Annotated in this window: 23 protein-coding genes; 18 read left to right on the top strand and 5 right to left on the bottom strand. The window is 73.0% G+C overall.

Going from position 1 to position 21,344, the window contains the following annotated elements:
- Positions 1-11: 11 nt before the first annotated feature.
- The 6 genes from ACWAT2_RS15090 (at position 12) to ACWAT2_RS15065 (ending at position 6,410) form a co-directional block, all read left to right on the top strand.
- Positions 12-587 carry a PH domain-containing protein gene (locus ACWAT2_RS15090; protein ID WP_402374141.1) on the top strand — a complete coding sequence of 192 codons (576 nt, stop codon included), beginning with the start codon at positions 12-14 and terminating at the stop codon, positions 585-587.
- Positions 584-2,284 (top strand): PH domain-containing protein, encoded by a 1,701-nt coding sequence (locus ACWAT2_RS15085; RefSeq protein ID WP_402374143.1) that lies wholly within the window; start codon positions 584-586, stop codon positions 2,282-2,284. Before ACWAT2_RS15090 ends, ACWAT2_RS15085 begins: the two co-directional genes overlap by 4 nt.
- Positions 2,281-3,252, top strand: coding sequence for a Rossmann-like and DUF2520 domain-containing protein (locus ACWAT2_RS15080; RefSeq protein WP_402374145.1), 972 nt, complete (start codon positions 2,281-2,283; stop codon positions 3,250-3,252). Before ACWAT2_RS15085 ends, ACWAT2_RS15080 begins: the two co-directional genes overlap by 4 nt.
- Entirely contained in the window at positions 3,249-4,247 is a 999-nt protein-coding gene (gene panC, locus ACWAT2_RS15075) for a pantoate--beta-alanine ligase (RefSeq protein ID WP_402374147.1), read from the top strand. The genes ACWAT2_RS15080 and panC overlap by 4 nt, the downstream gene beginning before the upstream one ends.
- 79 nt (positions 4,248-4,326) lie before the next feature.
- A complete protein-coding gene (panD, locus tag ACWAT2_RS15070) occupies positions 4,327-4,737 on the top strand; it encodes an aspartate 1-decarboxylase (RefSeq protein WP_402374529.1) in 411 nt (136 codons plus the stop codon).
- The gene (locus ACWAT2_RS15065) at positions 4,734-6,410 is read left to right on the top strand and encodes an L-aspartate oxidase (protein ID WP_402374149.1); all 1,677 of its coding nucleotides are present in this window, start codon (positions 4,734-4,736) and stop codon (positions 6,408-6,410) included. Before panD ends, ACWAT2_RS15065 begins: the two co-directional genes overlap by 4 nt.
- Before the next feature lie 19 nt (positions 6,411-6,429).
- Here the strand turns inward: ACWAT2_RS15065 and nadC are convergent, their stop codons facing one another.
- The 4 genes from nadC to ACWAT2_RS15045 form a co-directional block, all read right to left on the bottom strand.
- Positions 6,430-7,365 carry a carboxylating nicotinate-nucleotide diphosphorylase gene (gene nadC, locus ACWAT2_RS15060; RefSeq protein WP_402374151.1) on the bottom strand — a complete coding sequence of 312 codons (936 nt, stop codon included), beginning with the start codon at positions 7,363-7,365 and terminating at the stop codon, positions 6,430-6,432.
- 32 nt (positions 7,366-7,397) lie between these two features.
- Entirely contained in the window at positions 7,398-8,267 is an 870-nt protein-coding gene (locus ACWAT2_RS15055; protein ID WP_402374153.1) for a sulfite exporter TauE/SafE family protein, read from the bottom strand.
- 44 nt (positions 8,268-8,311) lie between these two features.
- Complete coding sequence (locus ACWAT2_RS15050) at positions 8,312-9,721, bottom strand: rhodanese-like domain-containing protein (RefSeq protein WP_402374155.1); 1,410 nt, start codon at positions 9,719-9,721, stop codon at positions 8,312-8,314.
- Positions 9,722-9,920: 199 nt separating this feature from the next.
- On the bottom strand, positions 9,921-10,181 hold the full coding sequence (locus tag ACWAT2_RS15045; protein WP_402374157.1) for a metal-sensitive transcriptional regulator: 261 nt from the start codon (positions 10,179-10,181) through the stop codon (positions 9,921-9,923).
- Positions 10,182-10,500: 319 nt separating this feature from the next.
- On the opposite strand from ACWAT2_RS15045, the gene ACWAT2_RS15040 reads away from it, so the two are divergent.
- The 10 genes from ACWAT2_RS15040 (at position 10,501) to ACWAT2_RS14995 (ending at position 18,385) form a co-directional block, all read left to right on the top strand.
- Positions 10,501-10,902: a GntR family transcriptional regulator gene (locus ACWAT2_RS15040; RefSeq protein WP_402374159.1), complete on the top strand. Its 402-nt coding sequence runs from the start codon at positions 10,501-10,503 to the stop codon at positions 10,900-10,902.
- On the top strand, positions 10,853-11,599 hold the full coding sequence (locus ACWAT2_RS15035; RefSeq protein WP_402374161.1) for an ABC transporter ATP-binding protein: 747 nt from the start codon (positions 10,853-10,855) through the stop codon (positions 11,597-11,599). Before ACWAT2_RS15040 ends, ACWAT2_RS15035 begins: the two co-directional genes overlap by 50 nt.
- On the top strand, positions 11,596-12,414 hold the full coding sequence (locus tag ACWAT2_RS15030) for a hypothetical protein (protein ID WP_402374163.1): 819 nt from the start codon (positions 11,596-11,598) through the stop codon (positions 12,412-12,414). Before ACWAT2_RS15035 ends, ACWAT2_RS15030 begins: the two co-directional genes overlap by 4 nt.
- Positions 12,415-12,450: 36 nt before the next feature.
- Positions 12,451-13,965: a lysine--tRNA ligase gene (lysS, locus tag ACWAT2_RS15025; RefSeq protein ID WP_402374165.1), complete on the top strand. Its 1,515-nt coding sequence runs from the start codon at positions 12,451-12,453 to the stop codon at positions 13,963-13,965.
- A gap of 12 nt (positions 13,966-13,977) precedes the next feature.
- Positions 13,978-14,175, top strand: a complete 198-nt coding sequence (locus ACWAT2_RS15020) for a hypothetical protein (RefSeq protein WP_402374167.1) — start codon at positions 13,978-13,980, stop codon at positions 14,173-14,175.
- A gap of 84 nt (positions 14,176-14,259) precedes the next feature.
- Entirely contained in the window at positions 14,260-14,592 is a 333-nt protein-coding gene (locus ACWAT2_RS15015; protein ID WP_402374169.1) for a histone-like nucleoid-structuring protein Lsr2, read from the top strand.
- Between the two features lie 79 nt (positions 14,593-14,671).
- Complete coding sequence (locus ACWAT2_RS15010) at positions 14,672-15,772, top strand: lactonase family protein (RefSeq protein WP_402374171.1); 1,101 nt, start codon at positions 14,672-14,674, stop codon at positions 15,770-15,772.
- Positions 15,769-17,067, top strand: coding sequence for a D-inositol-3-phosphate glycosyltransferase (gene mshA, locus ACWAT2_RS15005; protein WP_402374173.1), 1,299 nt, complete (start codon positions 15,769-15,771; stop codon positions 17,065-17,067). The genes ACWAT2_RS15010 and mshA overlap by 4 nt, the downstream gene beginning before the upstream one ends.
- Positions 17,068-17,110: 43 nt before the next feature.
- A complete protein-coding gene (locus ACWAT2_RS15000; protein WP_402374175.1) occupies positions 17,111-17,551 on the top strand; it encodes a nitroreductase family deazaflavin-dependent oxidoreductase in 441 nt (146 codons plus the stop codon).
- A gap of 93 nt (positions 17,552-17,644) precedes the next feature.
- Positions 17,645-18,385 carry a phosphoglyceromutase gene (locus tag ACWAT2_RS14995; protein WP_402374177.1) on the top strand — a complete coding sequence of 247 codons (741 nt, stop codon included), beginning with the start codon at positions 17,645-17,647 and terminating at the stop codon, positions 18,383-18,385.
- A 110-nt stretch (positions 18,386-18,495) separates the two neighbouring features.
- On the opposite strand, the gene phoU is transcribed toward ACWAT2_RS14995, so the two are convergent.
- Positions 18,496-19,164, bottom strand: a complete 669-nt coding sequence (phoU, locus tag ACWAT2_RS14990) for a phosphate signaling complex protein PhoU (protein ID WP_402374179.1) — start codon at positions 19,162-19,164, stop codon at positions 18,496-18,498.
- Between the two features lie 158 nt (positions 19,165-19,322).
- Between phoU and ACWAT2_RS14985 the strand changes: the two genes are divergently transcribed.
- Entirely contained in the window at positions 19,323-20,603 is a 1,281-nt protein-coding gene (locus ACWAT2_RS14985; protein WP_402374181.1) for a sensor histidine kinase, read from the top strand.
- Positions 20,600-21,313: a response regulator gene (locus ACWAT2_RS14980; protein ID WP_402374182.1), complete on the top strand. Its 714-nt coding sequence runs from the start codon at positions 20,600-20,602 to the stop codon at positions 21,311-21,313. The genes ACWAT2_RS14985 and ACWAT2_RS14980 overlap by 4 nt, the downstream gene beginning before the upstream one ends.
- Positions 21,314-21,344: the final 31 nt, after the last annotated feature.

Raw genomic sequence — 21,344 nt, 5'->3', positions numbered from 1 at the left:
AGGATGGAGCCATGAGTAGTCCCCATTCCTCGCCGGTGCCGCCCGGGGCCTCCGCAGACGGCGCGACGTCCGTCTCGCCGTCTGCCACCACCGTGCCCGATGCCGCCGCGGGACCGTTCGATCCGGCCGGCGTCACCTGGGACCGTCTCTCGCCGCGACTGATCACGGCGCGGCTCGTCGTCCTCGCCCTCATGCTCGGCGTCCCGATCATCGCCTGCGCGATCGTGGCGGTGCTGGTGACCCCGTGGGTGTGGATCCCCGCCGGCGTCCTGGCCGCGCTGCTGCTGTGGGCGGTGCTGCTCGTTCCCCGGCAGGTCCGGGCGATGGGGTACGCCGAGCGCGACGACGACCTGCTGATCCGCAAGGGCATCCTCTTCCGCCAGCTCGTCGTCGTCCCCTACGGCCGCATGCAGTTCGTCGACGTCGAGGCGGGTCCCCTCGACCGCAAGCTCGGCATCGCCAAGGTGCAGCTGCACACCGCGGCCGCGAGCACGGACGCGGTGATCCCGGGCCTGGCTCCGGACGAGGCCGAGCGCCTTCGTGACCGCCTCACGGCCCGCGGCGAGGCGAGGCTGGCGGGCCTGTGAGCGACCAGGAGTGGCGCCGGGTCCACCCGGTCACACCGTTCGTCCGCGGCTGGGCGGTCATCGTCGCCCTGCTCTTCATCGTCGCCCAGCAGAGCTTCGACGGTGTCCCGTACGGCGAGATCCTCGACGACGTGGCGCGGTTGTGGTGGGTGTTCGCCCTGGGTGTGCTGGGGCTGCTCGTCGTGATCTTCGGGTACGCGGCGCTGGCGTGGCGCATGACCAGCTACGCGGTCGACGACGACGCCGCGCACCTGCGCAAGGGCATCCTGTTCCGCCAGCAGCGCCACGCCCGCCTGGACCGTCTGCAGGCGGTGGACGTGCGCCAGCCGCTGCTGGCGCGCATCTTCGGCCTGGCCGAGCTGACGTTGGAGGTCGCGGGCGGCACCGACTCCGCGGTGGCGATCGGGTTCCTGCGCCTCGACGAGGCGACGGCGCTGCGTGCGGACCTGCTCGCACGGGCCGCCGGGGTGAAGGCGCGTCGCAGCGGGACGGCGCCGGCGACCGCTGCGGCAGCCGGTGCCGGGGGCACGGCGACCGCGACGGTCGGGACGGGCGACGGGACCGGATCGGCAGTCGCGGACGTCGGGGCTCCCGACGCTGACGCTCCCGACGGCGCGGCTCCCGACGCCGCCGCTCCTGAGGCTCCGGCGGGTCCCGACGCCCCGGCGGACCAGCCGCCCGACACCGACGACGCCCCGGCCGCGGTGCTCGCCGCGCCGGTCGAGGCCCCGGAGAACCAGGTCTACGAGGTGCCGCCGGGACGGCTGGTGGCCTCGCTGGTCCGGCTCCCGGCGGTCTGGCTCGCGCTCGTCGCGCTCGTCGCGGTGGGCGTCGTCGTGGCCGTGACGCGCAACGTCGGGATCTTGTTCTCGATGCTGCCCGCCCTGCTGGGTGTGGCCACGTTCCTGTTCAACCGGTTCGCGGGGGAGTTCGGCTTCCGTGCCGCGGTGTCCCCGGACGGCATCCGCCTGCGGCACGGTCTGCTCGAGACCCGTGCGCAGACGATCCCCCCGGGCCGGGTGCAGGCCATCGAGCTCACACAGGGCATCTGGTGGCGTGGCAAGGACTGGTGGCGCATCAAGGTCAACGTCGCGGGGTACGGCATCGAGGGCACGGACACCCAGAGCGTCCTGCTGCCCGTCGGGCCGCGGGAGGAGGCGCTCACCGCGCTGTGGCTCGTCCTGCCGGAGCTCGGCACCCCGGACCCGGCCGCGCTGGTGGACGAGGGCCTCACCGGAGACTCCCGCACGGACACGAGCTTCACCACGAGCCCCCGCCGCGCGCGGATCCTCGACCCTCTGACGTGGCGCCGCAACGGCTTCGTCGTCACCGACCGGGCGCTGCTGCTGCGCGGCGGGCGCCTGACGCGCCGGCTCGCGGTGGTGCCGCACGAGCGCACCCAGTCGCTCGGCCTCGGGCAGGGGCCGTGGCAGCGACGGCGGGGCGTGGCCTCGTTCACGGTGCACTCGACGCCCGGCCCGATCAGCCCGGCCGTGCACCACCTGGACGCCCCGGACGCGGCGCGGCTCATCGCGGAGCAGGCGGTGCGCGCCCGCACGGCACGCGCGCACCAGACCCCGGAGCGCTGGATGGAGACGGTGGCCGCGGTCGCTGCCGCCAGCGGCGACGACCGGCCGGAGCCGGACGCCGGCCCGCCGCCCGGGCCCGCCCCGGTGCGACCCGAGGGCGACGCGTGAGCGTCGTACCGCCGTCGGGCACCCCGGCGGGGGCCGTACGGCCGGGGCGCCTCGGCGTGGGCGTCATCGGTGCGGGGCGCGTGGGCGCGGTGCTGGGCAGCGCCCTGCGCTCGGTGGGGCACGCCGTGGTCGGGGCGAGCGGTGTCTCGGACGACTCGCGCGAACGCATCGAGACCCTCCTGCCAGGCGTGGAGAACCTCGAGATCCCAGAGGTCGTCGAGCGGGCGGAGCTCGTCCTGCTGGCGGTGCCCGACGACGCGCTGGCCGACCTGGTCGCGGGCCTCGCGGAGGTGGGCGCCTGGCAGGGCGGGCAGATCGTGGTGCACACCTCGGGCCGCTACGGCACCGGCGTGCTCGCCCCGGCGCAGCGTGCGGGCGCCATCCCGCTGGCGATCCACCCGGCGATGACGTTCACCGGGACGTCGCTCGACCTCGCCCGCCTGACCGGCTGCACGTTCGCCGTCACCGGTCCGGGTGCCGTGCTGCCGATCGGTCAGGCGCTGGTCGTGGAGGTCGGCGGGGAGCCCGTCGTCGTCGGCGAGGCGGATCGCGGGCTCTACCACGCGGCCCTCGCGCACGGGTCGAACCACCTGGTGGTCCTGGTGGCGCAGGCGGCGCAGGCCCTGGAGGCCGCCGGGATAGAGCGTCCTGGCCGGGTGCTCGCCCCGCTGCTGGGCGCCGCGCTCGACGGCGCGACACGCTCCGCTGACGTGCGTGACGGCGTCGGCCCCGGCGCGGTCTCGGCGCTCACCGGACCGGTGTCCCGCGGAGATGCAGGCACGGTGTCGACCCATCTCGAAGCCCTCGGCGACCTCGCCGCACGGACCGGGGCGACCGACGTCCCGGACAGCTACACCGAGCTCGCCCGGGGCGCCACGCGGCGCGCGCTGGCGAGCCACCGGATCGACGACGCCGCGGCCCGCGCGCTGCTCGACGTCCTCGACGAACCACGCAAGGAGCAGGAATGAGCACGCCGGCCCACGATGCGCACGGCGCCGACGACGAGACGTCGTCGCACGACGGGTCCGGCGGGCACCGGCTCCCCGTGGTCGTCGAGACCCGGTCCCGGCTGCAGGACGCCATGGCCACCTGGGCGCTCACCGCGCCCGAGGCCACCGACCGGCGCGCGGTCGTCATGACGATGGGTGCTCTGCACGAGGGTCACCTCGACCTGGTGCGCCGGGCCCGCTCCGAGGCGGGGCCGGGTGGCCAGGTGCTGGTGACGATCTTCGTCAACCCGCTGCAGTTCGGGGCCGGCGAGGACCTGGACAGCTATCCCCGCGACCTCGAGCGGGACGTCGCGCTGCTCGCCGGCGCGGGGGCCGACGTCGTCTACGCGCCGACGCCCGACGTCGTCTACCCCGACGGCGACCCGGTCGTGCGCGTCAGCGCGGGCCGGATCGGCGAGGTGCTGGAGGGCGCGTTCCGGCCGGGGCACCTCGACGGGGTGCTGACGGTGGTGCTCAAGCTGCTGCACGTCACCCGCCCGGACGTCGCGCTCTTCGGTCAGAAGGACGCCCAGCAGCTCCTGGCCGTGCGCCGCATGGTGCGCGACCTGGACCTGGACGTCGAGATCGTCGGCGTGGCCACGCGGCGCGACGAGGACGGTCTCGCGCTCTCCTCGCGCAACGCCTACCTGTCCGACGCCGAGCGCCGCTCCGCGCTGGCGCTGTCCCGCGCGCTGCGGGCAGGGGCGCAGCAGGCGGCCGCCGGCGGGGGCGCCGCGGCGGTCCGGGCGACGGCCTCGGGAATCCTCAACGAGGCCGCGAGCGTTGTGGTGGACTACCTCGCGCTCGTCGACCCGGATACCGTGGAGGAGGTTCCCGCCGAGCACACCGGACCCGCGCTCCTGCTCGTCGCGGCACGCGTGGGGACCACCCGACTGATCGACAACCAGGCCGTGGACGTCGTCGCGCCTTCCGACGGCAGCGAAACCCCAGGCCAGGAGGCATCTCGTGACTGACCAGACTGCTTCGTCCGTGGGCTCGCAGGCCCCCGCACCGGGCGCGCCCGCGCGCCGGCCGGCCTCGCTGCAACGCCCGATGATGATCGGCAAGATCCACCGCGCCACGGTCACCCAGGCGGACCTGCACTATGTGGGATCGATCACTGTCGACACCGACCTGCTCGAGGCGGCGGACCTGATCGCCGGCCAGCAGGTCGACGTCGTGGACGTGGACAACGGCGCGCGGCTGACCACCTACGTCATCCCCGGCGAGGCCGGCTCCGGACAGATCAGCATCAACGGCGCCGCCGCGCACCTGGTGCACCCCGGCGACACCGTGATCATCATCGCCTACGGGATGCTCTCCGACGCCGACGCGCGGAGCTTCCTGCCGCACGTCGTGTTCGTCGACGGCGAGAACCGGATCGTCCAGGTCGACGACGACCCGGGCCAGGTGCCGGACGGCTTCGGGCTGGTCAGCTCCGGCATCCCCGTCGCGGCGCGGTGAGGCCCGCCCGGCTCGCCCGCTCCCTCGCCGCTCCCGCGCCGGGCTGGACGACGCGCGCCGACGCCGTCGTGGTCGGGTCGGGGATCGCGGGGCTCACCGCCGCGCTCGAGCTGCGCACCCGCGTGCCCCGGGTGCTGCTCGTCACCAAGGCCGAGCTGTCCTCGGGGTCGACGGTGTGGGCGCAGGGCGGGATCGCCGCCGTGCTGCACCCCGACGACACCGCTGCGGCACACCTGCACGACACCCTCGTGGCAGGCGGTGGGCTGAGCGATCCAGCGGCCGTGGAGGTGCTCGTCACGGAGGGCCCGGACCGCGTCCGTGAGCTGGTGGGACGCGGTGCGACGTTCGACCTGGCGGCCGACGGCGGCATCGCGCTCACCCGTGAGGGCGGTCACCGGGCGGACCGGATCGCGCACGCCGGAGGTGACGCCACGGGGGCGGAGATCTCCCGGGCGCTGGTGGCGCAGATCGAGGCCGTCCAGCACGACCCCGGCATCGAGGTGATAGAGAACGCGCTGGTGCTGGACGTCCTGACCGGTGCGCCGTCGTCGGACGGTCCGGGGCCGGTGGCCGGCGTGACCCTGCACGTGCGGGGCGCGGGGTCGCGTGACGGCGTCGGGGCGGTCCTCGCGCCGACGGTCGTGCTCGCGACCGGGGGAGTGGGCCAGGTGTTCCGGTCCTCGACGAACCCGCCCGGCGCGACGGCGGACGGCATCGCGGCGGCGCTACGGGCCGGCGCCGAGCTCGGCGACCTGGAGTTCGTCCAGTTCCATCCCACGGTGCTGTGGCTCGGCGCGGGGGCGCGCGGGCAGCTGCCGCTCATCAGCGAGGCCGTCCGCGGCGAGGGGGCGCTGCTGCTCGACGTCGCGGGGCAGCGGTTCATGCCCGACGCGCACCCGATGGCGGAGCTGGCTCCCCGCGACGTGGTCGCGCACGCGATCGTGCGGCAGATGGCGGCGACCTGCGCCGACCACGTGCTGCTGGACGCCCGCGCGCTGGGGGCTGACTTCCTGCGCCGCCGGTTCCCCGGCATCACGGCTCGTCTGCTCGAGGCCGGCATCGACTGGACCGAGGAGCCCGTGCCCGTGGCTCCCGCCCAGCACTACCACTCCGGCGGTGTCGTCACGGACCTGCGGGGCCGGACGTCGGTCCCGGGACTCTACGCGGTCGGCGAGGTGGCGTGCACCGGCGTGCACGGGGCCAACCGGCTGGCGTCCAACTCGCTGCTGGAGGGGCTCGTGTTCGCGCAACGGGCCGCCGCGGACGTCGTGCAGCGGTACGAGGCGGGTGAGCTGCGTGACGCGCCGGAGGCCGCCGAGCGTCCGGGCGACGCGGCCCTCGTCGCCGCCGCGGCCCGCTCGCGGGTGCAGCGGGCGGCGTCCGACGGCGCCGGGCCGGTCCGTTCGGCCGCGTCGCTGGAACGTGCGGACGCCGCGCTGGCCGGGGTGACGACGTCGGCCCACCGGGAGGCGGACGTCGTCGCGGCGCCGCAGGCCGCGGAGTGGGAGACCACCAACGTCCACCAGGTCGCGCGGGCGCTGGTGCGCGCGGCGTGGGTGCGCACGGAGAGCCGTGGCGGGCACTTCCGCACGGACTTCCCGGACCGTGACCCGGCGTGGGAGCGGCGGGTCACCGTCTCGCTCGACACCGACGGCACCCTCCTCGCGAGGTAGTACCGCCCCGAGGTAGTACCTACCCCCGCAGGTCCAGCCCGAGGTCGAGGATGGGCGCGGAGTGCGTCAGCGCCCCGACCGAGAGATAGTCCACCCCGGTCGACGCCACCTCGCGTGCCCGGTCGAGCGTGAGGTTGCCTGTCGCCTCCAGCTCGACGCGCTGCGCCACGCCGTCGTGCCCCTCGCGCTCGCGGACCGCGGCGACGGTCGCGGCGAGCATCGCGGTGGGCATGTTGTCCAGGAGCAGGAAGTCGGCGCCCGCGTCGAGGGCCTCCATGGCCTGCGCGGTCGTGTCGGCCTCCACCTGGACGAGCACGTCGGGGAAGGTGTCGCGCACCGCTCGGATCGCGGCGGCCACGCCGCCGGCGGCGATCACGTGGTTGTCCTTCACCATCGCGACGTCGTAGAGCCCCATGCGCTTGTTCGTCCCGCCGCCCGCCCGCACGGCGTACTTGTCCAGCGCCCGCAGGCCGGGCGTGGTCTTGCGCGTGTCGAGCACCTGGGCCCCGGTCCCGGCGAGCTCGCGGGCGAAGGCGGCCGCCGCGCTCGCCACCCCCGACGCCCGCGAGGCGAGGTTGAGCAGGGTCCGTTCCGCGACGAGCAGCACCTGCGTGCGCCCGGTCAGCGTGGCCAGCACCTGGCCGGGGACGACGGCGGTGCCGTCGTGGACGTGGAACGTCACCTCGGGCACGGGGAGGCCGAGACGCCCGGCGGTCTGCCGGAGGGTCTCGGCGACCACCACCAGACCGGCGACGGTGCCCTCCTCGCGGGCGACCAGCTCGGCGGTACCGGTGGCCGACGTCGGCACGGTGGCCTGGGTGGTGACGTCCCGGCCGGGTGCGGGGCCCAGGTCCTCGTCGAGGGCGGTCTCGACCGTGCGCGCGACCCAGTCGGTGTCGAGGCCGGGGACGACGGCAGCGGGGGAGTGGTCGGGGAGGCTCTCGGGCGTGCTCACGGCGCCACGGTACCGGCCGCCGGACCTGGCGATCAGCCGAGCCCGGGCTGCGCGGACCAGGGGCACCGGTTGCGCACGAGGCGGCACATGATCGCGGCCGCTGCGGCCAGGACGGCGACCGTCACGACGACCAGGGCGGCCGCACCGGGAAGCTCCTGGCCCAGCACCACGACCCCCATGGCGAGGACGAAGTAGCCGAATCCTCGGCGCAACGCCGCCTCGGGCACCCGGGAGGTGAGTCGGGCGCCGATCAGCGAGCCCACGACCGCTGCCGCCGTCACGCCCGCGACGATGCCCAGGTCGAGGGACACCGTGGTGAGGTAGCCCGCCAGCCCCGCGAACGACTTCATCGCGATGACCAGCAGGGACGTCCCCGCCGCGACGGCCATCGGCAGCCCGGCGAGCAGCGCGAGCGCCGGGACCACGAGGAACCCGCCGCCCGCGCCGACCAGGCCGGTGACCAGGCCGACGACCAGGCCGTCCACGACGATACGCAGCCACGGCCGGCCCCCGGCGTCGCGCGACGGAGCGGGCCTCGTGCGGCGCCCGCGCAGCATGGCGGCCGCCGTCGCGATCATCATGACGGCGAAGGCGATCATGAGGATCGTGCCCGGCACCTGCCCGCCGACGAGACCGCCGACGAAGGCGCCGGCCATCCCGGCCGCGCCGAAGATCAGGCCGGTCCGCCACCGGACGTTGCCACGCCGCGCGTGGGCGAGCATGCTCGCGACGGAGGTGACGCCCACCACCAGGAGCGACGCGGCGATCGCCTCCTTGGGCGGGAACCCGGCCACGTAGGTGAGCAGCGGGACGGTGAGGATGGAGCCTCCCCCGCCGAGCAGGCCGAGGGAGAGGCCCACCACCACCGCCAGCAGGAGGACGAGCACCGTCGAGATGTCCATGGTCGTCGCTCAGGTGGCTCGCGGGACGACGGGTCCGGCGCCGGTCACGCCGGCGCGGTGACGGGCCGGGACTGCTGCCGGTCGGCCCAGCCCGCGTAGCTGCCCTCGAGCTCGACGGCGTCGTAGCCGGCGCGACGCAGCGCGCTGGCGATCACGGCGTTGCGCACACCGGACTGGCAGTACGTCACGATCGTGCCGCCGTCGGGCAGCTCGTCCAGGTGCCAGAGCACGCGGCCGCCGCTGAGGTGCTCCGAGCCGGGGATGTGGCCGTCGTCGTGCTCGGTCCTGTTGCGCACGTCGAGCAGCATCGCGGCGTCGACGGCGTCGAGCCCGGACGGCGGGACGACGGCGGGCGTGGTCAGGGGGAGCCCGTCGAGGTCGGACGTGAAGCCGACCACCGTGTCGATGCCGACGCGGATCAGGTGGTCACGCATCGCCTCGGCGAACTCCTGGTCCGGGGCGAGCAGCACCAGCGGACGGGTCTCCCTCTCGGGGTCGTAGACCCAGGCGCCGTAGCTGGCCGCCTTGGCGAGCCCGGGGACGTGGAGGCTCCGGTCGACCGTGCCGGCGTGCACGGCGTGCTGGTCGCGGGTGTCGACGAAGATCACCTCGTCCGCCTCGAGCCGGCGCGCGAGGTCGGCCTGGTCCGCCCGGTCGACCGGCGACAGCGGGCCGAGCAGCCGCGGTCCGTCCCTGTTCTCGCGCTTCATCCGCGCGAAGTAGGCGTGGGCGTCGGGCTGCCCGTCGAGCAGCTCGTCGATGAAGCCCTGCTCGTCGTCGTCGCGCAGGTAGGGAGTCCACCAGGCGTTGAGGCGCTCGTAGCCGACCGTGGTGGACGGCAGGGCGCCGAGCGCCTTGCCGCAAGCGCTCCCGGCGCCGTGGGCGGGGAAGACCTGGATGTGGTCGGCGAGGGTGAGGAACTCGTCCCGCAGGCTCGCGAAGAGCCGGCGCGCGCCCTCGAAGCGTGTGTCGACGCCGCCCGCGGCCTCGTCGAGCAGGTCGGGGCGTCCGAGGTCGCCGGCGAACACGAAGTCGCCGGTGAGGGCGTAGCCGGGCGAGTCGCTGAAGGCGCCGTCGGTCACCAGCATGGCCAGGTGCTCGGGCGTGTGCCCGGGCGTGTGGCGAGCCTCGATGGTGATGTTGCCGATCGAGATCGTGTCGCCGTGGTGCAGGCGGTTCGCCTCGAACCCGTACTGCCAGTCCCGCCCACCCTCGCCGGAGACGTAGATGTCGGCGCCGGTGGTCGCGGCGAGCTCGCGCGTCCCGGAGAGGTAGTCGGCGTGGATGTGGGTCTCGGTGACGGCCACGATGCGCATGCCGTGCCGCTGGGCGAGGTCGAGGTACTCGGCGACGTCACGCCGGGCGTCGACGACCACGGCCTCGCCCTCGGCCTGGCAGCCGATGAAGTAGCTCGCCTGGGCGAGGTCCTCGTCGTAGATCCGTTCGAGCAGCATGGGGAGTCACTCCTTGAGGTTCGTGCTGGGGGTATCCAATGACACAAGGGCTGCCGGGCCAGGCCGGGAGCATGACCCGGTCCGGTGCGGCGAGACGTCCGGACAGACCTGGTGCAGCAGGATCCCGACGGCGCACCCGCCGAGTCCCACACCCCGCAGGATCCCGGGCAACGTGATCGGCCGGGCTCCGTCGGCGCGGCTACGCCAGGCTGAGGAAGAGCTTCTCGAGCCGGTCGACGTCCGCCGCGCCGTTCTCCTCGTCGGCGAGGCACTGCTTCAGGCCTGAGGCGATGATCGCGAACCCTGCGCGGTCCAACGCCTTGGAGACGGCCGAGAGCTGTGTCACCACATCGGCGCAGTCGCTGCCCTCGTCGACCATGCGCACCACAGCGGAGAGCTGCCCCTGCGCGCGCTTGAGCCGGTTCGAGACCTTCTTCATCTCGTCCTTGTCGAGCTCCATGTCTCTTCCTCTCCTCGGGCCGCGGCGTGCGCGCCGCGGGCGGTCACCGCCTGAACAGGCGCGCGAGGACGGAGCGCGGAGCAGGCTCCTGCGCGTGGCCTTCGCACCGGTCGGCCCGCGGGACAGCCCGCATGACCTCGTCGACGTGCTGCCCGCAACCGGCCCACGTCGTCTTGCCGCAGTTCTTGCAGGTCACTGCTCTACACATGGTCTGCCCTTCTCGTCGGTACGACCGAGCATACCTCAATACCCCCCAGGGTATGACGATCCGGCCGTGCTATTGTACTAATGACTTAATACAGTAGGACAGGAGGGCCGCATGGAGTTCGACACCAGCTCGCCCATCTGGGAGCAGCTCGTCGCCGAGTTCTCGCGGCGCATCGTCACGCGGGCCTGGCCGGCGGGCGGCCGGATCTCCGGCGTCCGCGAGCTGGCGTCCGAGCTCGGCGTCAACCCGAACACCGTCCAGCGGGCGCTGGCCGAGATGGAACGCCGCGGGCTGTGCCGCTCCGAGCGCACCGCGGGCCGGTTCGTCACGTCCGACGAGCAGGTCATCGACGAGGTCCGGGCTCGGCTCGCGGTCGGTGCCGCGGACGACTACGTCCACCGGGCGCGAGGGCTGGGCATGTCCCGGACCCGGGCCCGGCAGCTGATCGAGGAGAGATGGAACCATGACGACCACATCCGCACTGTCGCCCGGGGAGAGCACGATGACGCCTGAGCGTGGGCTGGTCAGCGTCCGCGACCTGACCGTCCGATACGGGTCCCGCACCGCCCTGGACGGCCTGGACCTGGACCTCCCCGCCGGGCAGATCGTCGGTCTCCTGGGAGAGAACGGCTGCGGCAAGTCGACGCTGCTGAAGACCCTCGCCGGTGTGTACGCCGACTACACCGGCGACGTCCGGGTCGGCGGGCACGCTCCCGGCCCCGAGTCGAAGGCGATCGTGTCCTACCTGCCGGACACGAGCTCCCTGCCCGATCAGGTCCGGGTGCGCTACTGCCTGGACCTGTTCGGCGACTTCTTCGGAGACTTCGACGAGGGCAGGGCACGCGACCTGATCTCCACCTTCGGGCTGGACGAGTCGATGCGGCTCAAGGAGATGTCCAAGGGCATGCGCGAGAAGGTGCAGATCTCCCTCGCGATGGCACGCCGGGCGCGCGTGTTCCTGCTCGACGAGCCGATCTCCGGCGTCGACCCGGCCGCGCGCGACGGGATCCTCGACGGCATCCTCCGCAACCTCGAACCCGGGTCGTTGCTGCTCGTCGCCACCCACCTGGTGCACGACCTCGAGACCGCGCTGGACTCGGTGGTGATGATGCGCCACGGCCGCGTGGCCCTCACCGGTGCGGTCGACGACCTGCGCGCCGAGCACGGCGCGAGCCTCGACCAGATCTTCCGAAAGGTGTACCGCTCATGATCACGCTCCTGAGGCACGAACTGGTCCTGACCCGCGCGATGCTCGGGGTCGTGGGCGGTGCCGCGGTCCTCGTGGCCGCCGTCGGTGCCCTGTTCGCCGCGACCGGCTGGCCGGTGCTCGCCCCGGTCGGCACGATGCTCACGGTGGGAGCGGTCTTCGCCGTCGTCCCCGCGGCCCAGATCGTGCTGGCCGTGGCCTACTGGCAGTCCAGCTACGGCCGCCGGGGATACCTGACCCAGACGTTGCCGGTGCGAGGATCCTCGATCTACTGGGCCAAGACGGTCTGGGCGTGGCTGGTCTCCCTCGCCGGGATCGCCCTCAGCCTCGGCATCGCGCTCGCCGTGTCGCCCCTGGTCGGCACCGGCGACGGGACGGGGCGGGGCGACCTGTTCAGGCCGCTGCGCGAGGGCTGGGCGCGACTGGTCGAGATGGCGCCCGCCTGGGGCGTCGTCGCCATCGTGGTCGCGGTCGTCTCGCTCGTCCTGATCTGGCCGGTGCAGTACTTCTTCGCTGCATCGATCGGGAGCCAAGCACCGCTGAACCGGCTGGGCGTGGGAGGCCCGGTCGTGGTCTGGGTGGGTGTGTACCTGGTCACACAGGTCGCCACCTTCGCCTCGTTCGCCCTCGTGCCGCTGGCGATCGGGGTCGACGACGGCCGGCTGAGCATCGTCCGCTTCGCTGTGTTCGTCGAGATGGTGGCGGGCACCCCCGCCGACGTCATGCCCATCGGGTTCCTGCCGGCGCTGCTGGTGGTGGCCCTGGTGTGCGTCGTCTGGAGCGTGCGCTCCTGGAACCGCCGGGTGTCGCTGGTCTGAGGCCACGGCCCCTCGGCAGGCCCGTAGAATCGAACGGTGACGACCCCCGAGAATCCCGCCTCCGCCGCGCCCGACGACCTCCCCGAGCAGCTGCGAGTCCGTCTCGAGAAGCGTGACCGCATCATCGCCGAGGGCGGTGAGGCGTACCCCGTCAGCCTCCCGATCACGACCACGATCGTCGCGGTCCGCGACGGGTACGGACACCTCGAGCCCGGCGTCGAGACTGACGACCTCGTCGGCGTCGCCGGCCGGGTGGTCTTCCTGCGCAACACCGGCAAGCTCTGCTTCGTGTCGCTGCAGGACGGCGAGGGGAACCGGTTGCAGGCGATGCTCAGCCAGAAGGTGGTCGGGGAGGAGTCGCTGGCCGCGTTCAAGGCCGACGTCGACCTCGGCGACCACCTGTTCGTCCACGGACGCGTCGGGGCTTCCCGCCGGGGTGAGCTGAGCATCTTCGCCGACTCCTGGCGAATGGCGGCGAAGGCGCTGCGCCCGCTGCCGGTCCTGCACAAGGAGCTCTCGGAGGAGGCACGGGTCCGCCAGCGGTACGTGGACCTCATCGCGCGCCCGGCCGCACGCGACATGGTGCGGGTGCGTGCCGGCGTCGTGCGCTCGCTGCGCGAGAACTTCCACCGCCGTGACTTTCTCGAGGTCGAGACGCCGATGCTGCAGACGGTCGCCTCGGGCGCCTCTGCGCGGCCTTTCGAGACGCACATGAACGCCTACGACATGGATCTGTTCCTGCGGATCGCGCCGGAGCTGTTCCTCAAGAAGGCCGTCGTCGGTGGTGTCGAGCGCGTCTTCGAGATCAATCGCAACTTCCGCAACGAGGGCGCGGACTCCTCCCACTCGCCCGAGTTCGCGATGGTCGAGGCCTACGAGTCGTACGGTGACTACGACACGATGGCGGATCTCACCAAGAATCTTGTGCAGCGGGCTGCCGAGGACGTCCTCGGTACCACCCTGGTCACCCTGGCCGACGGCGAGGAGTACGACCTGGGCGGCGAGTGGGCCGACATCAAGATGTACGACTCCCTCTCGGCGGCCGTGGGAGAGGAGATCACGCCGCAGACGTCGGTGGAGCATCTGATGGCGCTCGCCGAGAAGGTCGAGATCTCGATCGACCCGAAGAAGGCCAGTCACGGAAAGCTCGTCGAAGAGCTGTGGGAGCACCACGTGGGCGACCACCTGCACGCACCGACCTTTGTCCGGGACTTTCCGGTCGAGACCTCCCCGCTCACGCGCGACCACCGCAGCGTCCCGGGCCAGGTCGAGAAGTGGGACCTCTATGTGCGCGGTTTCGAGCTCGCCACGGCCTACTCCGAGCTCGTGGACCCCGTGATCCAGCGCCAGCGGTTCGAGGCCCAGGCGCTGCTGGCTGCGGCCGGCGACGACGAGGCCATGCGTCTCGACGACGACTTCCTGACGGCGATGGAGTTTGCGATGCCGCCGGCCGGTGGAATGGGGATGGGCATCGACAGGTTGCTCATGGCACTCACCGGCGCCGGCATCCGCGAGACCATTCTGTTCCCGCTCGTCAAGCCGACGCACTGAGAGGATCGAGACATGGATACCTTCTGGGCGGTGCTTGCCGGGCTGGTCCCTTCCGTGGGCGTCGGTCTGCTCTTCTGGTTCGTGATGCGGAAGATCATGCGGGCCGACCGGAACGAGCGTGCGGCGCTCGAGCTCCATGATGCCGAGGCGCGGATGGCTGCGGAGAAGAATTCGGCGAATGGTTCTGCCGAGGCAATCAAGAACGCCTGACCGGTCGTGGTGAGTTGACAATTCATTCTCTGCTCGGGCATGCTCGAATCGCTCAGTCAATTCGAGGCACCGGAGGGTGACAGCGTGGTTCAGAAGACACAGGTCGTACTGATCGACGACATCGACGGGAGCGAGGGTGACGAGACCGTCACCTTTGCGCTGGACGGTGTGTCGTACGAGATCGACCTCTCTGCAGCGCATGCTGCCGAGCTCCGCGAGTCCCTGTCCCAGTGGATCGGGCACGGACGCAAGACGGTGGCAAGGACCACCCCTCGCGCCACGGCGTCGCGCCGTGGCCGCACCGATCGTGAGCAGTTGCAGAAGATCCGCGAGTGGGCGCGCGAGAACGGTCACACGGTCAACGACCGCGGCCGCATCCCGGGTCGCGTCCTGGAGGCCTACGAAGCCGCTCACTGACCCTCACCACAACCAGCCTGCGCCCCGGTCGGATCAGCCCCGCCGGGGCGCGGTGCTGTCCGGAGCCTAGGCTGGCCCCATGATCTCCTCGAGCTCCCGGACCCTGTGGATCGGCACCTATCCCGCGGGCAGCACGCCGGGCACCGGTGAGGGCGTGTGGCGGGTCGAGGTGGACCCGGGCACCGGGGCCTTCGGCACCCCGACGCTCGCCGCGGAGGTGGCGGCGCCGTCCTTCCTGGCTCTGCACCCGCACGCTCCGGCGCTCTACGCCGTCTCCGAGACGGCGCCCGGGAGGCTGACCGCGCTGCACGTCTCCGACGACGGGGGCGCCACCCCGCTCGGCGCGCTCGCCTCGGGCGGCGACGACCCGTGCCACGTGGCCGCGACGCCGCGGACCGTCTGGGTCGCGAACTACGGCGACGGCGCCGCGGCGGCGGTCGCGGTGGCCGACGACGGCACCCCGGCGGAGGACCACCGGGCGGTGCACCTCGGTGAGGGGACCGGGCCGGTCACGGATCGGCAGGAGGGCCCGCACGCCCATCAGGTCACGGTCGTCGGCGACCACGTGCTGGTGACCGACCTCGGCGCGGACCTGGTCCGGCGGTACCCGGTCGACGCGGGCCCCGGCGACGCCGGCCCGAGCCGCTCGCCCGCGGCCGACGACCCGTCCGTGGACGACGACGTCGCGGCACGCCTTCCCGCCGGCACCGGTCCCCGGCACCTCGTCGTCCTGCCGAGCGGTGCACTGGTGGTGGTCGGCGAGCTCGACGCGCAGCTGCACGTGCTGGTCCCGTCGGGTGCGGGGTGGGAGCACGCGGGCGCCGTGCCGGTCAGGCCGGGCGCCGTCGCCGGGGAGGACTTCGGCGGGCACGTCACCGTGAGCGGGGACGGCACGCGGCTGCACGTGGGTGTGCGTGGGCCGGACGTGCTCGCGGTCCACGAGGTGGCGGACGGCGCCGCACCGACGATCACGCACCTCGCCGACACCTCGCTGGGGGACGGCGGCTGGCCCCGGCACCACGAGGTGCTCGACGCGGACGGGGCGGAGCTCGTGGTCGTGGCCCTGCAGGGGTCGAGCGAGCTCGCCGCGGTGCGGCTGGACGTCGGCTCGGGTGCCGGTGAGGTCGTCTCACGTGTCCCGTGGGCGACACCCCCGGCGTGCGTCGTGGTGGGGCGATGACCCCCGCCCGGCCCGGCCCGCGGGTCGCGATGCTCTCGGTCCACACCTCGCCCCTGGACCAGCCGGGCACTGGCGACGCGGGCGGGATGAACGTCTACGTCCTGGAGCTGTCCCGGGCGCTCGCCGGGCGCGGGGCCGAGGTGGAGATCTACACCCGCGCGACGACGTCGGCCCAGCCGAAGGTCGTGGAGGTCGAGCCGGGCATCCGGGTCGTGCACGTGTCGGCCGGGCCGTACGAGGGCCTCGACAAGAACGACCTGCCGGGCCAGCTCTGCGCGTTCACCGCCGGGGTGCTGCGCGCCGAGGCGCACCGCCCGGCCGACTGGTACGACGTCGTGCATGCGCACTACTGGCTCTCGGGGCAGGTCGGCTGGCTGGCCGCCGAGCGCTGGGACGTCCCGCTGGTGCACACCATGCACACGATGGCGCGCGTGAAGAACGCGGCGCTCGCCCCGGGGGACGTCCCGGAGCCGCAGGGCCGCATCATCGGCGAGGAGCAGGTGGTCGAGGCCTCGGACGCGCTGGTCGCGTCGACGCGCGAAGAGGCCGACGACCTCGTGCGGTACTGCCACGCGGACCCGGACCGGGTCCACGTGGTGGCCCCGGGCGTCGACCTGGAGGAGTTCGCCCCGGCGTCGCCCGCGGGGACGACGGCGGAGTCTCGGCGCGCGCTCCGCGAGCGGCTCGGCCTGCCGGACGACCGGCCCGTCGTGCTCTTCGCGGGCCGGGTACAGCTGCTCAAGGGGCCGGACGTCCTCGTGCGGGCGTGGGGGGTCATGGCGGACCACACGGACCCGGCGGGCGCGCCGGAGGACCAGCTGCTCCCGCGGCTCGTGGTCCTGGGTGGTGCGAGCGGTCGTCCGACGGCGGTGCGCGAGCTCGAGGCCCTGGCCCACCAGACGGGGGTCGGGGAGCACCTGGACGTGCGTCCGCCGGTGCCGCGCAGCGAGCTCGCCGACTGGTACCGGGCGGCCGACGTCGTCGCCGTGCCGTCGCACAACGAGTCCTTCGGCCTGGTGGCGGCCGAGGCGCAGGCCTGCGGGACGCCGGTCGTCGCCGCGGCCGTGGGCGGGCTGCAGACCGTGGTGGTCGACGACGTCTCGGGCGTGCTGGTGCGCGACCACAGCCCGTGGACCTGGGCGCGGGAGCTGACCGGGCTGCTGGCCGACGAGCCCCGGCTCGTCCGGCTCGCGGCGGGTGCCCGGCGCGCGAGCGAGCGTTTCTCCTGGGACCGCGCGGCCGCGGCGATGCTGGACGTGTACGAGCAGGCCGGCAAGGTCCGCCGCGCGAGGTAGCGCACCGGGAATGACCTGGCGGTCCGACGACGTTGGCGCGGACATGCCTATCACCGGAGAATACGTCCCCAGCCCGTCCACCTGGGCCGCCGAGCAGGTCTCGACGTACGAGTCCTCGGGCGGCACCGAGGGCACCACGTTGCGTGGCAAGCCGGTCATCATCCTGACGACCCTTGGCGCCCGGAGCGGCAAGGTGCGCAAGACGCCGCTGATGCGCGTCGAGCACGACGGCGCCTACGCCGTCGTCGCCTCCATGGGCGGTGCACCGAAGCACCCCGTCTGGTACCACAACATCGTGGCGAACCCGCAGGTCGAGCTGCAGGACGGCACGGAGAAGCACGACTACGTCGCCCGCGAGGTCGCCGGCGAGGAGCGGGCGGCCTGGTGGGAGCGCGCGGTCGAGGCGTGGCCTGACTACGCCGAGTACCAGACGAAGACGGATCGCGAGATCCCCGTGTTCGTCCTCGAGCGCGCCGACGCCTGACGGCGGCTCGCCGACGGCGAGACGACGGACGCCAGACGTCCGCGATCCGGCCGGGAAGTGCGTCCGGTCCCTCGGTCAGGGCAGGATGGAGGCATGACCTACACCCTCGTGCTGCTCCGCCACGGCGAGAGCGAGTGGAACGCCAAGAACCTCTTCACCGGCTGGGTCGACGTCCCGCTGTCGGACAAGGGCATCGAGGAGGCGAAGCGCGGCGGCACCCTCCTGACGGAGGCCGACGTGCTGCCCGACGTGCTGCACACCTCGCTGCTGCGCCGTGCGATCTCGACCGCGAACCTCGCGCTCGACGCCGCGGATCTCCACTGGATCCCCGTCAAGCGCAGCTGGCGCCTGAACGAGCGCCACTACGGCGACCTGCAGGGCAAGGACAAGAAGCAGGTCCGCGACCAGTACGGCGAGGAGCAGTTCATGCTCTGGCGTCGTTCGTACGACGTTCCGCCGCCCGAGATCGAGCTCGGCTCGGAGTTCTCCCAGGACGCCGACGTCCGTTACGCGGGGGAGCCGATCCCGCGCAGCGAGGCGCTCAAGCAGGTGCTGGAGCGGGCCCTGCCCTACTGGGACGGCGAGATCGTGCCCGACCTCCAGGCGGGCAAGACCGTCCTGGTGGCCGCGCACGGCAACTCGCTGCGCGCGATCATCAAGCACCTCGACGGGGTCGACGACGAGACCATCGCGGGGCTGAACGTCCCGACGGGGATCCCGCTGCTCTACGAGCTCGACGAGGAGACGCTGAAGCCCACCAACCCGGGTGGCACCTACCTGGACCCGGAGGCCGCGAAGGAAGCCATCGCGGCCGTGGCCAACCAGGGCAAGTAGCCCTCCGGCACACCGGCACGTCCGGCGTGTCGTGCACGACGGCGGCGCCCCCCATCGCGGGGAGCGCCGCCGTCGTCGTCCATCGAGACCCGGAGCGCCGCGTGCGCCGCTCAGGCCTCGGCGACGCGGGAGTGCTCCGCGTCGAAGTCGCCCGTCACGAGGAACGTGATGCGTCGTGCCACGGAGACGCCGTGGTCGCCGAACCGCTCGTAGTAGCGGCCCAGCAGGGTGACGTCCACCGTCTCCTGCGCGGTGCCCGTCCAGTCCGGGGACAGCGTGGCCGCGAACGTGTCCTGGTGGAGCTGGTCGAGGGTGTCGTCGCCCTGCTCCACCTCTGCGGCCAGCGCGACGTCGCGGGTCGCCAGCAGCTCGGTCGTGCGGCGGGCCACGAGGATCGCGGCCTCGTTCATGCTGACGAACGTCTCGCGCGCGCCGTCCGGCACGGCGGGCGCCGGGTACCGGCCGCGCGCCACCTCCGCGACGTGCTGGGCCAGGTCGCCCATCCGCTCCAGCGTGGCGCTGATGCGCAGGGCGCTGATCACGACCCGCAGGTCGGTCGCGACGGGTGCCTGCTGCGCCAGCAGGTGCACGCAGCGCTCGTCCAGCTCCTTCTCGAGCCGGTCGATCTCGTGATCGGCGGCGATGACGTCCTGCGCGAGCTGGTGCTCGCCGTCGAGCAGCGCCGAGCCGGCCCGCGTGATCGCGGACTCGACCAGCCGGCTCATCTCCACCAGTCCCTCACCGATCTGCTGCAGCTCGGCGTCGAAGATCTCTCGCATGGGTGTCCTCCCGGAATTCTTGTGCTGAGCAACTCTCGCAGCCGGCCCAGGCTCCCAGGTGAACGTCGCGAGGTCCACAGGTGAACACTGGACGACACGTCAGGGAGCAGACGGCGCCCTGGCACGGCGAGGGCTCCGGCGCGACCTAGGCTGAGGGCGTGGAGGGAATCATCCAGGGTGCGACCGCCGTCGTCGCCGGCGTGCTCGGCGTCGTCGTCGGGCTGGTCGCTGCCCTCGCCTTCCGCTTCTCGGACCGCATCCAGCGCCGTGACGCGGACGCCGGGACGTCGGAGCTCGACAGCGGTCTCGTGCGGGTGCTGTCGGTGCTGCGCTCCGCCGCCGTGGTGCTCGGCGACGACGACGAGGTGATCCGGGCGTCCCCGCCCGCGTATGCGCTCGGCATCGTGCGCAACGACGCGCTGGTGCACCCGGCGATCGTCGACATGGTGCGGGAGGTGCGCCGCGACGGCGTCATCCGCGAGGAGGAGCTGGAGCTGCCGCGCGGCCCGATCGGCTCCGGCACGGTGCTGCTGCAGGTGCGGGTCGCGGCGCTGGGGCTCGACAACCTCCTCGTCCTGGCCGAGGACCGCACCGAGGCGCGGCGCGTCGAGGCCATCCGTCGGGACTTCGTCGTCAACGTCTCCCACGAGCTGAAGACGCCGGTGGGCGCGCTCGCGCTGCTCGCGGAGACCGTGCAGGACGCCGCTGACGACCCCGTGGCCGTGCGCCGGTTCACCGAGCGGATGCAGTCCGAGGCGCACCGGCTGTCCGCCCTGGTGCACGAGATCATCGAGCTCTCGCGCCTCCAGGTGGCGGGAGCGCTGCAGCAGGTCCGCCCCGTCCCGGTGCGCGACGTCGTCGACGAGGCCGTCGACCGGGCCCGCACCACGGCGCAGGGCAAGAACATCACCATCACGGTGGGCGGCTCGGTGGACTGCGTCGTCTTCGGTGACCACAACCTGCTCGTGACGGCGGTGCGCAACCTGCTCGACAACGCCGTGTCCTACTCGGGGGAGAACACCCGCGTGGGCGTCGGCGTGCACGAGCGCGGCGGCCTGGTCGAGATCGACGTCGTCGACCAGGGCATCGGCATCTCCGCGGAGGTGCAGGAGCGGGTCTTCGAACGCTTCTACCGCGTCGACCCGGCGCGTTCGCGGGACACGGGCGGCACGGGCCTCGGGCTGAGCATCGTCAAGCACGTCGCCGCCGACCACGGCGGGGACGTGCGCGTGTGGTCCGAGCCGGGCAAGGGGTCGACCTTCACCTTGCGGATTCCTGCCGCGGACCTCCCGGCCGGCGAGCCGCCCGGGTCGACGGCGAGCCCGGCAGACGCGACCGACGACGTGACCCACGCTTCGCACGTGCCCCCGAGGGCGGGGCGCGGCGGTGACCATGAGCACGGGCCGGAAGGCCCGACGAACGAGGAGGTAGGCGCGTGACGCGCATCCTGGTGGTCGAGGACGAGGAGTCCTACCGCGACCCGCTGACGTACCAGCTGACCCGCGAGGGCTACGAGGTCGTGGCGACGTCGAACGGCAACGACGCGCTGGACCGGTTCGACGACGGCGGCGCGGACCTCGTGCTGCTCGACCTGATGCTCCCCGGCCTCAGCGGCACGGAGGTGTGCCGGGAGCTGCGGCAGCGAGGAGACGTGCCGATCATCATGCTCACCGCCAAGGACTCGGAGATCGACAAGGTCGTGGGCCTGGAGCTCGGCGCGGACGACTACGTCACCAAGCCGTACTCGTTCCGCGAGCTGCTGGCGCGCATGCGTGCGGTCATGCGGCGGCGTGGGGCGGCCGGTGCCGACAGCGGCGCCAACGGTCACGACGACGACGGCGAGTCGGTCCTCGAGGTCGGCCCGGTGCGCATGGACGTGGAGCGGCACACGGTGGCCGTGGGCGGGGAGGCGGTCTCGCTGCCCCTCAAGGAGTTCGACCTGCTCGAGCTGCTGCTGCGCAACGCCGGTCGCGTGCTGACCCGCGGGCAGCTCATCGACCGGGTGTGGGGCGCCGACTACGTCGGCGACACGAAGACGCTCGACGTCCACGTCAAGCGCATCCGCTCCAAGATCGAGGCCGACCCCGGGTCGCCGGCCCTCCTCCTCACGGTGCGCGGGCTGGGGTACAAGCTGGCCGACGAGTCCTGAGAGGCGGTCTCGCCAACAGGCCCTCGGCTGT

The organism is Isoptericola sp. GX10416, from assembly GCF_056590155.1.
The sequence above is the reverse complement of the archived record's forward strand: the minus strand, read 5'-3'. Positions and strand labels throughout refer to the sequence as shown.

Coding starts and splice junctions, on each gene's coding strand:
- ACWAT2_RS15090 (WP_402374141.1), top strand. CDS start 12: ATGAGTAGTCCCCATTCCTCGCCGGTGCCGCCCGGGGCCTCCGCAGAC.
- panC (WP_402374147.1), top strand. CDS start 3,249: ATGAGCACGCCGGCCCACGATGCGCACGGCGCCGACGACGAGACGTCG.
- panD (WP_402374529.1), top strand. CDS start 4,327: ATGATGATCGGCAAGATCCACCGCGCCACGGTCACCCAGGCGGACCTG.
- ACWAT2_RS15055 (WP_402374153.1), bottom strand. CDS start 8,267: ATGGACATCTCGACGGTGCTCGTCCTCCTGCTGGCGGTGGTGGTGGGC.
- ACWAT2_RS15050 (WP_402374155.1), bottom strand. CDS start 9,721: ATGCTGCTCGAACGGATCTACGACGAGGACCTCGCCCAGGCGAGCTAC.
- ACWAT2_RS15045 (WP_402374157.1), bottom strand. CDS start 10,181: ATGGAGCTCGACAAGGACGAGATGAAGAAGGTCTCGAACCGGCTCAAG.
- ACWAT2_RS15040 (WP_402374159.1), top strand. CDS start 10,501: ATGGAGTTCGACACCAGCTCGCCCATCTGGGAGCAGCTCGTCGCCGAG.
- ACWAT2_RS15035 (WP_402374161.1), top strand. CDS start 10,853: ATGACGACCACATCCGCACTGTCGCCCGGGGAGAGCACGATGACGCCT.
- ACWAT2_RS15030 (WP_402374163.1), top strand. CDS start 11,596: ATGATCACGCTCCTGAGGCACGAACTGGTCCTGACCCGCGCGATGCTC.
- ACWAT2_RS15020 (WP_402374167.1), top strand. CDS start 13,978: ATGGATACCTTCTGGGCGGTGCTTGCCGGGCTGGTCCCTTCCGTGGGC.
- ACWAT2_RS15010 (WP_402374171.1), top strand. CDS start 14,672: ATGATCTCCTCGAGCTCCCGGACCCTGTGGATCGGCACCTATCCCGCG.
- mshA (WP_402374173.1), top strand. CDS start 15,769: ATGACCCCCGCCCGGCCCGGCCCGCGGGTCGCGATGCTCTCGGTCCAC.
- ACWAT2_RS15000 (WP_402374175.1), top strand. CDS start 17,111: ATGCCTATCACCGGAGAATACGTCCCCAGCCCGTCCACCTGGGCCGCC.
- ACWAT2_RS14995 (WP_402374177.1), top strand. CDS start 17,645: ATGACCTACACCCTCGTGCTGCTCCGCCACGGCGAGAGCGAGTGGAAC.
- phoU (WP_402374179.1), bottom strand. CDS start 19,164: ATGCGAGAGATCTTCGACGCCGAGCTGCAGCAGATCGGTGAGGGACTG.